General features: G+C 48.1%; 8 protein-coding genes and 1 pseudogene. 5 read left to right on the forward strand and 4 right to left on the reverse strand.

Going from position 1 to position 13,061, the window contains the following annotated elements; translation table 11 throughout:
• The first annotated feature begins 40 nt into the window (after positions 1-40).
• The 4 genes from TU80_RS29200 (at position 41) to TU80_RS29215 (ending at position 5,357) form a co-directional block, all read left to right on the forward strand.
• Entirely contained in the window at positions 41-1,231 is a 1,191-nt protein-coding gene (locus TU80_RS29200) for a hypothetical protein (protein WP_057005998.1), read from the forward strand.
• A gap of 119 nt (positions 1,232-1,350) precedes the next feature.
• The gene (locus TU80_RS29205) at positions 1,351-1,560 is read left to right on the forward strand and encodes a hypothetical protein (RefSeq protein ID WP_057005999.1); all 210 of its coding nucleotides are present in this window, start codon (positions 1,351-1,353) and stop codon (positions 1,558-1,560) included.
• Between the two features lie 486 nt (positions 1,561-2,046).
• On the forward strand, positions 2,047-2,862 hold the full coding sequence (locus TU80_RS29210; RefSeq protein WP_057006000.1) for a hypothetical protein: 816 nt from the start codon (positions 2,047-2,049) through the stop codon (positions 2,860-2,862).
• Between the two features lie 350 nt (positions 2,863-3,212).
• Positions 3,213-5,357, forward strand: coding sequence for a CHAT domain-containing protein (locus tag TU80_RS29215; RefSeq protein ID WP_159440088.1), 2,145 nt, complete (start codon positions 3,213-3,215; stop codon positions 5,355-5,357).
• A gap of 776 nt (positions 5,358-6,133) precedes the next feature.
• Here TU80_RS29215 and TU80_RS32890 read toward each other — a convergent pair.
• Complete coding sequence (locus TU80_RS32890; protein WP_058421001.1) at positions 6,134-7,051, reverse strand: HNH endonuclease; 918 nt, start codon at positions 7,049-7,051, stop codon at positions 6,134-6,136.
• 3 nt (positions 7,052-7,054) lie between these two features.
• Entirely contained in the window at positions 7,055-8,116 is a 1,062-nt protein-coding gene (locus TU80_RS29225) for an AAA family ATPase (protein ID WP_082643917.1), read from the reverse strand.
• Positions 8,117-8,758: 642 nt separating this feature from the next.
• On the opposite strand from TU80_RS29225, the pseudogene TU80_RS32270 reads away from it, so the two are divergent.
• A pseudogene (locus TU80_RS32270) lies at positions 8,759-9,462 on the forward strand (transposase); the annotation flags it as partial.
• Between the two features lie 32 nt (positions 9,463-9,494).
• Here the strand turns inward: TU80_RS32270 and TU80_RS29235 are convergent.
• A complete protein-coding gene (locus tag TU80_RS29235) occupies positions 9,495-9,932 on the reverse strand; it encodes a transcriptional regulator (protein WP_057006004.1) in 438 nt (145 codons plus the stop codon).
• Positions 9,933-11,024: 1,092 nt separating this feature from the next.
• Entirely contained in the window at positions 11,025-12,767 is a 1,743-nt protein-coding gene (locus TU80_RS29250; RefSeq protein WP_082643918.1) for a B12-binding domain-containing radical SAM protein, read from the reverse strand.
• Positions 12,768-13,061: the final 294 nt, after the last annotated feature.

The following is a 13,061-nucleotide window of genomic DNA, read 5'->3' on the forward strand; positions in this document are numbered from 1 at the left end:
TGTGATCCATAATTCGCGATGAGCAAAGGTGGCAGATTGCGTGTACACATTCGTGAGCTTTACCGTAGAGGAACTGTTCGAAAAAGTGTGGCAAACACCCATGGTCAAACTGGCCCACGAAATTGGTGTTTCCGACGTCGCCGTCGCCAAAGCTTGTCGCAAAGCCGGCATCCCTCTCCCTGGGCGTGGCCATTGGGCCAAATCGGAAAAGCAGCGACAACGCAAACCCAAACCTCCTCAGGTCGAAGGCAATGTCCGATTCCAAGTGCTCGACCGTGACAACTCGCTCGTCGCGACTGGCACTGATTTGAACTCACCTATAGTCCGGCGAACGATTGAAGCCCCCTATCAATTATCCGAGCCTCACGCGCTAGTGAGTCAGTGGCTAAAGAGTGCAAAAACGTCGAAGGTCAAGGACGGCTACCTCGATTACGCAGGAAAGCGCGTCTTGAATGTGATGATTTCATCGACATTGATAGAACGCTGCGCAATCCTTTTTGATGCATTGATCAAAGAGGGTGAGGCTGAAGGTTGTTCATGGAAGATCAACGCTGAAGGAAAAACAGTCATCACGGTCAACGATGAGCCCATATCTGTGCGACTCGTGGAGCGATTAGACAAACATCCGATCCCACCGCCACCGCCCCCAAAACGCCGCCCAGGTGCTCCATGGGAGCCTAATTTCATGTCCCTGCGAAGCCCACAGTTTGAATGGGCCTCAACGGGCGAACTGACGTTTCAGATCGAAGCGCGGATGGATTACGGAGAACGGAAAAACTGGAAGGACACCAAGACCGCGCCGCTCGAGAAAAAACTTTCTAGCATCCTGGCGGGCTTAAATTCCGCATCAGTTTCTATCAAGGTCCTCAGAGAGAAAGAGGAGGCAAGAAATCGTGAATGGGCTGAAGATGAAAGACGACGTCTTGAACGAGCCCGTACAACAGAGACTCAACGTCGCCTCAGACTGAGCGTCGTTAAACATACAGAGCGATGGGAACGAGCCGAGCGCTTACGAGCCTTCATAAAAGCGGTGGAAGATCGGCTGAAAATTGCCCCGATCGCAGATCAAGAAATGGCAAATCCTTGGATCGACTGGGCTCGCAAGCAGGCTGATCTCTTGGATCCTTTGAAGGGGAACCTGGCATTAATTACCACTTTGGACGTAGAGTTAGAAAGCTGGTTCAGTGGCTCACACTACGGACAGGCAGAAAAAGGTTGGTGGTCTGAGTAGTCGGCGACGATGTAGGCCTCAGGAAACACGACTTTGAATTGGCTCTAATCGCAACGTTTAGACAATTGGTCATCGCAAATTTTCCTACTGCTACGCTTTCCTCACACGGAGAATAACCAATGACCAATTCAGACCTGCTCCCTTCCCTGCTTTTCAAGATCAATCAAAACCAACTCGCCCTCGAAGCTGCCATCATGGAGCTAACACTTTGGGTCGAGCATCGCGGATCTGCTGACGTCGCCGAGAATGTTCGCGGTGCGCTAGACACAATCAGCAAAAACGAAGAGTTCATTAAAATGACACTCGCGGTGCTGATGGCGCCGGAGTGATGTCGTCTGGGGGACACATGCCGCGCGGCGCCTAATTCCTCCGTGGGCGAAAGTATCCAAACAATCCCGTTGGGTAACTGCCTGAAAAATGCTTCTGCAACTCGACCGCTGACACCCTCCTCAGACTGCCATTATCTGTTGACAAAAGGCAACAATCGGCCAACAGCGGACTGCCCAGTAGCCTAAGGTTTCTCCATTGTCATGAACCCGGATCCGGGGAAAGATATTCCGGACTACAGCTACTTACTAACACGGACTTCGTGGCTGCTCAGCTTTCCCTATCGCACAGTCAGCAACGAGTGTGGCGAACGAGGTCATGGTCAACTGTCTGATCATGAGGTCGCTGTGGTGATAGATGGCAGCAGCAGTAAATGCGGAGCCCATCGATTTCGACTTTTATTGGGCTTAAGTGAGCCTGGATTGCCTCGGGATGACGCCAGGTGAGGGCTGAGGGCATAATGCCTCCTCACAACAATAGGAGTGTTTATGAACAAGGATACGGTCGAAGGTGCGATGAGCCGCTTGGCTAATACAATGCGGATCTACGTAGAAGCCTTTCTGCGATACAAGGGGCTGGTAGCTATCGATAGAGAAGAGGCTATCAATAATATAGACAGAGCCTGGGAGTCAAAGCTTGAAGCCTTCCATACGCTATATGATGTCACGCAGGAAGAACTCGATTATTTTGATCGTCCCGACTCGGCTCTGCTGATATTTCTGCGCAATGCGCTGCATCACCGTAATCACTCCCTTTTCCAAAGCTTAAATTCAACATTATGGTTATGTGATGAGCCAGAGCGATTGGCCGGAGCTGCATATCTGCTCGCAAATCATCCACCTAAAGGAGGTGGTCCTTCACGCATGCATCACTTCATCAAACTCGAAGACATCTACTCTCGGCTTGATCCACGCCGGAGTGCTTCGGAGCTTGATAGAAGTAAAAAAGTTCAAAGTAAATTCCGCTTTATCGAGGAGGGTCTATCATTTGAGAAAGTCTGGGCACAAGCAGGCGCTGAGCGCTATCCAAATCACCAAGTCTACTTGGATCTGATGCCAATTTTTATTTCCGCAGTAAGTAACACACTAATACGACTGAAAGCCCTCGATTATTCTTTTAAGGGATATGACGCAGGAACGTATGAAAGCTGCTTCACAGAGGAGCTTGGGACAGATCTGTCTAATCCAAAATTTAGGGGACTAAGAATGAATGGCTTGCAATACTTAATGGGGCCGTCGCATACAATTAATGAAGCAGCAGTCCCCTACAATGATAAGGGCGAAATGACCTATGCTGGGTTTTGAGCGATAGGAGGTCGGTAACATCGACCTTAGTCTACGTTCCAGTTAATGATGACTGATGCATGCATAGCCTTAAGCAGTCATGCCGAAGGGCAAATATGGCCAAAAGCGGACTTTCCGAAACAGCCCCATTCCGGCACCCCCCGAGTCACAATCCCGGCTGCTTGTCACTGTATTGTACTTACCTTTGTTCAAAGCGCTGAGCTATTATGGAAACCGTCCGATCTCGTACCTGTGGCCTCTTTATCTTGGGCTGCTAGATATCACTAGGTGACAGTTACAAGAATTTTCGACATTAGCGCAAAACAATGTAACATCGCTTTACAGCCCCTAACCAATGGATATCAATGTTAATGATTAACAACTTAAGCATTTGTTATGTTATTCGGGAAAGCGCCAATACACCCTCACATTTTTTGAGGGGATCAATATTCAGCAATGAAACAATTGAGGCATTCAAGCTCATCAGCCGACTGCCCATTAGCATCCCCGAACTGCTCTGCACCAGAGAAGAGACCATAAGAACAAGATTAGACAGCATATACCACGGACGAGTTATAGAGTTAATTAGCAACCATGATCAAATCCCATCCCTCCCCTACATTTTCAAAGTTGTCTTTTTAGACACCGCCCCCCCAGAAAATCATTACATGTCAAATGATATTCTGTATATTTCACTTAATAAAGACTTGGCTAATCAAGCTGCTCCTCACATTGAAACGCTCACCACTGAAGTCCTCCGAGACTTCTTCTTTTCAAAAATACAAAACAAAGACCCTATACTAAGAAAACTTCCCGACACATATCAAATTAGAAAACCGATTAAAGTAGATTTCAAAATCACTAACAATATCTACACCTACGCGAACATTCAAACGCTTAACAGCGTAGGTATAATTACTGAAGATACCGGAAAAGTAACTCTCGCCGAAAATGATAAAACCCAAAACACAGAGAACCTTATAGATATAATAAATCATTATAGGAGAGCCATAAATAGCAACCTCCCCTCTTGCGCTCACTTCCCTAGCATGGATTATTTGATCACAGATTTCAGTATAGATTTTGAGTACTCCATCAACTCTAACAAATACAGTAAACACACCCTTCTAAGGAGTGGAGTACCTGACCACGCTTTGATTGCTGAGTCCGTAACACATGCGAGAGCAACGACCGAAATAGATACCATACCTGAAAACAAGCTCATTCTGGACTACCAGTCCGAGCAGTACTTTAGCAGCCTTATAAACTCCCTCTATGCAGCCTCCACGCTTACACCAGAAATAAAAATTGACATATGCAATAATGACTTGATGAAAATCATCTCATCGATGAGGGATCATGTTGGCAATAAATCATCAGCAAAAATACACAAGCTAGCGTCTGACTTTTCAGAAACAGTGCTCAGCAAGTCCAATGCTCTACTAGATTATATTTCGTACTCTTTAAACAAACAAATCAAGATTATATCAAACTTCCCCCTAGAATGGACCAATCTAAACGGCTTGCCGCTTATGATTAGACACAACACAAGCCGAGTTTTTACTTCCCCCGGCATCATCAGAGAAAAATTAACTCTCAACAATCACGAATGTAAACTTACAATTGATGACTTTAATAAAATTCTAGTCATTAGTTCTTTCCCCGCTGACGACGACATAAGCGCAGACATGTCTCAGGAGCTAGAAAAGACAGTCAATTTATTTAACGACCCAAGATACAAAGCCTTGACTGAACATCTCGCAAAAAACGAGATCTATACTACAAATTTTGAATCAGAGATTATCTTTGAAGTTGTTAAAAACAAAAACGAGCTAATTCAGTCGCTAAACAAGCACCGCTACGCAATTGTTGTATTTGATATGCATGGAGGTCATGGCAAAGATGGCCACGGTTTTCTTCAATTATCGGAAGGGATCATTTACCCACAGGATCTTATAAATAACGCACAAATCCCACCTATCGTCATCTTAAGTAGTTGCGACACAAGTCCTGCCGACAGAAATCACTTTAATGTCGCGAATGCATTCTTATGCGCAGGCGCTAAAACAGTTCTCGCTTCTACGTACACGATTTTGAGCAGCGAAGCAGCCAACTACATCGCAAAACTTTATAAAAGAATAAAGCTTTATCTTCCTGAGAGAATCCTATCGGAAAAACGAAGCCTCAGGTGGTCAGATTTCATGACCGGGCTAAATCGACGTGTATACTTTGAGAATTTTCTAATTCATATTTCAAAAAAATACAAAGTCGTGAGCAAAAAACAAATTAACGAAATCGGAAGCCACATTTCATCAGTACTGGAAGCTCACCCGGATAATTTTTATGAAGGAGTACTATTCTTCTTCAACGAGATCGCAGGTCTTTCAAACGAATTGATACTAGACGAGCTTACTAACCACTTCACATTTACAGAGTGCATGAACTACGTACAAATCGGATTCCCAGAAAAAATACTTATCCATGCAGAGGACATGTCTTTTACTGAACACGCATAACGAAGCAATTTTATACTGCAACTCACACGGCATTATGCACTGCCATATAAAAAGCCTGCAAAGGGTCGTTTTCTGCGCCTCATGACGGGCAAGAATCGGCCAAGAGCGGCCCTTGGCGACAGGTAGCAGACGGCTAGCAAGCATGAGCAAATATGCTCGAAGCGAAGTTGCGAGAACAACGGAATCTGTCTCCCCATTTGAGAAGGTCTCGCGCAACCTTAGAGAACAAGCCCAAGCGCACAAGCCTGTCACCACATGATGTCCGTAGTGTTACGCAATCCAATTACCTACTGGATTGCCACTAGCTCATCGGCATCAAATTAGCACATGACAGAAAATTGCTGAGTCACAAAAGCTATCAGAGAATTTCTTTCCTCTAGAACGGTATTTGAGGTAGTAGCAATGGTATTGAACGCAAAAATTGTCGGCGACTAGGGTTGCTATTAGTCCCTAGCCTTTTGCGAAAAATACACAAAACGCTTGACGACACCACAAAAATAATATGCGAAGCCACCATTGACGGCACCAGTCAACTCCGTTACGTCGCGACTGATGATGTTCAGGCTACGTTCGAGCGCAGCGTGAAATGGAGGAAGACTCATGCAGGGCGTTCATGCATCGTGAATTCGTACTGTTCGACATAAACAAGCGGCGCCTGGCTCCTACTCTGCCCGGTCATAGCAACAAAGCGTGATGGTGAAATCCGATGTGAAAGATTGGTCAGGACGAATGCCATAGGCAAGTCTGTGCAATTACCCAACAGACAGGTCAACCCCTTAGGGTTGACCATTATTGTCGCTAGAATCTGGGGAGGGTAATGCCAATACGACATCGTGCCCGATAGCCAAAGCCCTGCCGCCTCCTGAAGGAAGTGGAACCCATTTTGAGTCAAGCCATTTATTCTCAACATCAGCGAGCGAGCCTACTGAAAAATTAAAAGGATCCGTGCTGTCTATAGCTTTCGCGATCATCGGGAGGGAAGCTTTGCTACCTTGCTCCTCAAGCACTAGTTTTAGTATCTCCTGTGCTAGTGCAGGCTGATTTTGTATCTGCGCTTTTAGCGCATCAAGCATCAATTGCTGACTAGGTGAAAGCGGTGCAACTCCCTGGGCATCATTTATACTATTGACTTCAAGATCATTCAGCTTGAAAAATTTGAACATAAAGTTGGTTTTATCACCAGGCGTCTCAATGATGAATTTTACCAGCTTTGCCTTCCCATGTTGCTCTTGTCTTCTTATTATAAAGTCTTCATACACCTCAAAATTTGGATGAATTACGCGATATGTGCTTTTATCTAGATATGTGCTCTCAATCGAACCAGGATCAACAAATAGGCTGGTTTTGTCTTTTTTAATTTCCATGTTGCATCTCTTGCAAGAGACTGAAAGATTTGCCATAACATAAGTTAATTTTTTGCAGTGGCTTTTGGGGATAATATGCTCTCTATCCACCATAAAAACTCCACCCCCGAATAGGTTTGTTCTACAATAGCAGCACGTGTAGCCCTGCCTTAATAGATGGTATTCTTTTATTCGTTCTCTTAGGTTCTTCAGCACCTGGCGAACCGGAGCCATATCTTTTTGGTCAATGTTCCATGAATCATGCAGCCTAAGAGCATGATCAATGGCCAGTTGCTCCTCCGCTGTAATTACAAAGTCGGAGAGCGCAGGCATTAACGGGTCACTAAGCATAACTCACCCTCTCGCGATGCTGTCAGCAAGTTGTCTTGCTGCAATAAAAATGTCTTGCTGGCCGTCATCGAAAGAGGCCTTGCTTGCGCTATCGATAAATTCAATTGCTTGATTAAGGGAAACTTTGTGTGCGGATAGCTCTTCGAGCTTCTCGGCTAGTTTTTCGCTTAAAAAGCGACTTTTTGGCGAAATAATCTCAAACTGCCCCCATAACAATTCTTCAATGTTTGTTGAGGAAGAAAATTCAAGATTTCCGGTTGCCGGATGATATATTGATGACGATACTCGCTCGTCTAACTGTGCGCCTGTAACTATTAATGGGGAGTGCGTCGCTATAATTACTTTTACTTCATGGTATTCAATTAGACTGCATAGCATGGAGGTGTATTCTCGCTGCCACCTAGGATGCAAACTGTTCTCTGGCTCATCAATAAGAATCATGTTGGTTCCCGAAATTTCGCCTAGAACGAAAATCAGAGAAGTCATCAGGCTCAATTCGCCAGAACTTGCATTTAGTAGGGGGACAGGCTCTCCATTATTCTTGTAAAGCGATATTTCAATTGCCTTTACCATGCCGTAATGTCGTAGTGGTTTTTCCTGATGCAACAGATTCTCTAGCTTTGACAGACTTGAAATATCAGAGGTTTCACCGAAGTTTACATTGAAGGATATTTCATCCTCTCCATTAAAATAATTATCTATCATTTCGGTTAGTTTTTTAATGGAGGAGGTGTCAGAAAAGTCGTCCAGCCTGCTATCGATCTTACCGGCTCTCATGGTCACAGTTATGTGCGGAGCGTAACCGCAATAAAGCAGTATTTTTTCGATTTGATGCAGACGATGCGTTCCTTCTCTCATCATCTTCTTGATCACCGATTTCATGACATTGTTCGGGTGTGATCCAGTATTTTTAACGGAGAATCTCTTTGAAGTCTTGAGCTCCTGTGACCGATCATGAACAGTATTGCATAAGTATAGTGAGTCTTGATTATTGCCTTTGGCTTGATCAATTAAATATTGGCTTTTTCCGGCACCATTACGCCCGACCACGAAGCAAACTTCCATTTTATGCCTTCCACATCAGTGCTTATTAAAAAGCGAACGAGAGAATGAGGTATTGTTTTGTGCCGCTAGTAGTTGAGTAGAACATCGCTCATGAGGCTGAGCCCTTCAGAGAAACACTTATTCTGAATAACTCCGCGTGAACGCGCTAGAGCATTCATCCTGATGGAGAGCGATTGGGCCGAATTTTGCCCATTATTTCTGGCAGAAATCGGCCAGGAGCAACAGTCAGCGATCGGCTGGTCCGGCGTTGCAGACCCGTTCGAGTTTTTTTGCCGGGGCACCATGGCCCACACGTCTGGCCAAACTAGGCCATCGCCCCGCAAGATCGACGGTTCAGCTACACCAGCCAAGCAGTTATCGCGACCCTGGTCCAGGACTAGCAGAGCCAGACCTCAAGCCCCCGCCCGCGCAGCAACTCAAGTCGACATGTCACTTACCGTCATCACTGCCGCCACGCCCCTAGACTCAGAAGTAGCGGCTGCTTAGCAGGCTCCGCCCAGTAGCTCAGGCCGTACCGAACCCTAGCCCGCATTCCAATGAGCATATTCTGCCACCACTTGATGTTCAAAGTGCTACGCCTAGGGCTGCGGTTAGCTTGCTAGGTGACGCGGCGACCTGTGTACCGAAGCGCTGTGCAAGCGGTTGTTCGACAAAGGCTTCTGGGGCGCGGATCTACTGCTAAGGGTGGTTGGCGGCGGCGCGAACCGACACTGGATGACGCCTGCTCGCAAGAATTTGGTCATGGAGGAAGTGGAGCGCTACGGCGAGCACGATCGTCTTGTGCGGATGAAGGTTTCTCCTCAGGCACGCAAACGAAATCCTGACTGCCCTTGAGTTGGGAAGTGCGTGAAGTTAGCTATGAAAGCCATGGAAAAGTCAGGTCGCTGCTTACCTCTCTGCCTGTCGAGAGCTATGACACAGCAGTTGTAGCTGAGCTGTACCTGGACCGGTGGGAAATTGAGCTGGGCTTCAGGGATATCAAAAGCTCAATGCAACAGAACGCGGTGACGCTGTGCAGCAAGGAAGTCGAGCTGATTTATCAGGAGGTCTGGGGGCTTTTGCTGGCTTATAACATTATTCGTCGAGAGGCCAGCCAGGCCGCTGTAGCGTTCGGCCGCGCGCCTTCGGATATACGGTTCAAGCCTGCCTGCCAGTACATAGCGGTGCAGTTGATAGTGATGGCAGCAGCTAACCCGGTATCGGCAACAGGAAGGAGGCTAAGCGAGCTGAGGGGAGGAGTAGGTGGAATGTTTTTGGATCACCGCCCAAGGCCGGGAAGGCCAAGAACGGTGAAGATTTCTAAAACCCGGTACCCAGTGGACCGTAAGGCTGCTCCGCTTAAGTGAACAGCATTACGGCTATTCTGCCGGGTTTATGATTAAGCAATTTCTTCTTTTTTCTCAAGCCAGTCATCATTCGCACGAGCGAATACAATACCGTCATCCTCAATAATTCGATGCTGGACATACAGGGTATCTAGCCCATGCCTGCTAGCCGTCTTATATACGTAACGCATGGCAAGGCTTGAGGTCCTAGGGATAGCCTCCTCCTGCCTCTTCTCCCAGTTCGCTATCGTCTGGACGTCGACGCCAAACAATGGAGTCAAATGTTCCTGGGTCAACCCCAATTGCTTGCGCAAGAAGCGGAACTGTTGCCCCGTCATCTCGTGCTCTTGCTCGACGAGCTCATCTGCGATTGCTGCATGCAGCCTGTCGATATCGGTGATTGTCACGCCACTTCCGTAGGGAGTGTCCACGATGGTGTACCCATCAGTCAGGAAAACACCCCTGAAGCCACAACCCTTGTATTCATACATGTTCAAATCTCCCAAGCTGTCAAAGCTATGGTGCCGGAGGGATTAGCCAGCGGAGCGATCGCCAAGGCGACGCACACAATGTCATTGGGCTTTTTCTCTTCCATTCGGAATTCAAATGTGCCGTAGGTCGGGTTAAATGTTGGCCCCCTGACAATGACACCCCTCTGCATACACCTGAACGCCTCATCCAGTGTGATGCCTCTCTGCAAAAGCCTGTCCATGAAATGGTCAGTTAGCGCCACGTTTGCAGAGGTCATTGAGAGCTGATTCACCATCTTTCCTAGCTGCGCTTTCGTCCATGGTGCAGATGGTATGCTCATATTTACCTATAATAGTTATAGGTGGCGCCATACTAATGCGCAACCTGCCATTGTCAATATATGTGTAATTCGTGCCTGAACTGAATGCCCTGAAGGCTGCGCGCTACGTGAATCGAGTCGCCTGATGATTCGACGGGCGGTACGTGCGCTCATCCATATGCCGAAGATACGGCTATCATGGCAAAAATAGAAACTGAATGTCAGCCAAGGATGATTTATGAAACGGAATTTATTGGCTGGACTCGCTCTCATGCTCGCTGCAGGGCAAGCGTCTGCGGATAGCTGCTGGATCATTACTGATTTTAAGGGTGCCTCAGCTTCCGCCTCCGACGGCTATGAGTTCACCAAGGACGGCTTCAGCACGAGCATATTTGTGCTGAGAATCAGCGAAACCCATTCCGTCCAGGTGACCGGGTCTGCATCCTCCTACAGCGAGGGGAAGATGATCCGCATACCCACCGATACATCCGAAAGGTTCTGCCGGATACGTGCCTGTTGGCGCTGATGGAATTTTGAACCAGGCTACCGGAATTCATTGACCCACCCGAGTATTCAAAAAATGATGACCTTGCGGGTGATCTCGGAGGCAGCATGTGGTTCAGTCAAAATCAGCAGCCTGGGTCAAAATCGTATCAGCGCCAAAAGGAACGCAGCGCTAGGCTGCGTTGGAAGGCTAATACTTTGAGACGGCCACTCGTATAACGCTGCGTTCGCTCGCCTCGACCATCTTGCGCGAGCAGCATGCGCCCGGTGACAAGAGTACGCCCTAGGATCAATATCCCTCACGAACCAATTTACTGTATTCGTGAACGAACTCAGGACGCAGGTAGAACCGTCGATATGCCGTTTCGATAATACTGAAGTACTCGCTCGGTTCACCCCATGTAACATTCGATAAGATTGAACTGGAAGAATCGCTGTCGGCATGATGGTCGTTGTACTTAACTATATCGCTGAACCGGAAGCCCAGCTTCGCAAGCTGCGCATAGCTTTCAATCTCTATTTGAGTGGCCGGAGATGACAAGCCTTTCATAGAGGGGTCACTTAGGTAAGCGGAGTAGGTGGCATCCCACACGACGGCCATCTGGCTATATTCGGCAAAGGCATCATGTCGTGAGGATGGCCCGCGCTCTTCACTTAGCACGTGCACTGCCTTCACGAACTCTTTGTAGAGGGCGAAATAGGCGAGCGTTGCACCGCAGTCTAGCGCGAAACGGATAGTATCCAGTGCCGATTCGGCCGTCTCCCATTGTCCACCGATCATAAAATATGCTTTTGTCTGAATACCTGCGTCCCTAAGTCGCTTAAATAAGCTCACGATTTCGGCGTTCTTGTAGTCTGCCCCCGCCTTTAGGCGCTTCCTTCGATTTTCGTCGCCATGTTCCAAACCAAATGCCAGCATGCGGCATCCGGAAGAGACCAACTTTGCAACAAATTCATGCGTTCCAAAACTTTCCTCGTAGGAGAAAAAGTCCTCGACCCGGAAGATTCCTCGCCAGCCGAACGAACCTTGGCGCCCCTCTCGGACTTCCCGAAGGCCGTTCAGGAACGCGCTGGTCCAAACTTTGGCTTGCGCCTGTCCCGTAAGATCGTGCGTCGCCAGCGCCGAGATCTGGGGCAGCAAGTTGTCATCAATGAACTGAATTCGCAGGTCACGGTAGGAGGATGAAAGGCGCTCAAGCTCAGCTAGGACTTGCTCAACCGACCTTCTCCGTTCGCCACCGCTGAGGTCTTTCCGTTCAGTACAGAAGGCACAGTTCCAATCACACCCTTGCGACATCACAACGTGCGCCTCATGGACTGAACCGCTTAGGTCACGGGTATGTGCCGGTTCATAAACACCATCAGGTCCTTGGTAGATACGCCTGTCAACGTCAATCTCCATCCAGGATAGGTCTAGTTGCTTAGGAAGACTCCCTAGCGATTCACGGATACCTCGAAATGAAAGTATCTGACTCAGCGGATTCGCTACAAGGTGCTGTGTTGAGGGCCATGGATCAGTAGAGCCTAACGCCTGGAGGAGATCGTCCAGCGCATTAACTGCCGCCGAAGGAATCGCAAAATCCCATGCTTCACTTTCCTCATCAGACTTCGCAGAGAAGCGCCATACGTCGAGGTTCGCTGCAGGACCACCGACGATCAGTAGCGGATGGGCTGTCTTACGTCGTATCGCTTGGAAGAGCTCCATCGTGGAACGTAACGTGCTAATCACTACGTTGCAGCCGATTATGTCGTAGCTGTCAGCGAGCTCAATTATGTCATCCAGTAACTCGGGGAAGCGATGACAGTCAACCAGATGGATATCGTGCCCCTTGACCGCAAGATGAGTCCCTAACAAGCCAAGACCGAGCGGAGGCGTACTAGTAGCAGAGGCACCCCGAGATTCACCCGAAGTGACGGAAAGCGGAGGCAGCACAAGCAGAACACGCCGAACGGAACTGCGGACCTCCTTTCGTGCGGCCACGACTTCCGGATGCTCCGAGCCAGTCAGCGACTCAAAACGTACACCCGGCATTGGGCCAATTAATATACGCGATTGCGGAAAGTCCAAGACGGAAAACCGTCTCGACGCGGTCCCCTGGGAAGGATCAATGAACTCCGCACCAAAGTGAGTTAAAAACTCACGAGCAAGCCAAGGATGCCCTCCATCGGCGGTTACCGCCAAGTCGATAATACGACCTAGTGTAGTGGTCAACTAATCCCGGACACGACGTTAAGTTTTTCCTCGGCCCGCGCTGGAGCCAACCCATCGTTGAATTGATGAGGCCTAATCCAGTTGTAGCGATGCATCAAAAAGTGGCTGATGTCG

The sequence above is a fragment of the Pseudomonas veronii genome, from assembly GCF_001439695.1.
Lineage (GTDB): Bacteria > Pseudomonadota > Gammaproteobacteria > Pseudomonadales > Pseudomonadaceae > Aquipseudomonas > Aquipseudomonas veronii.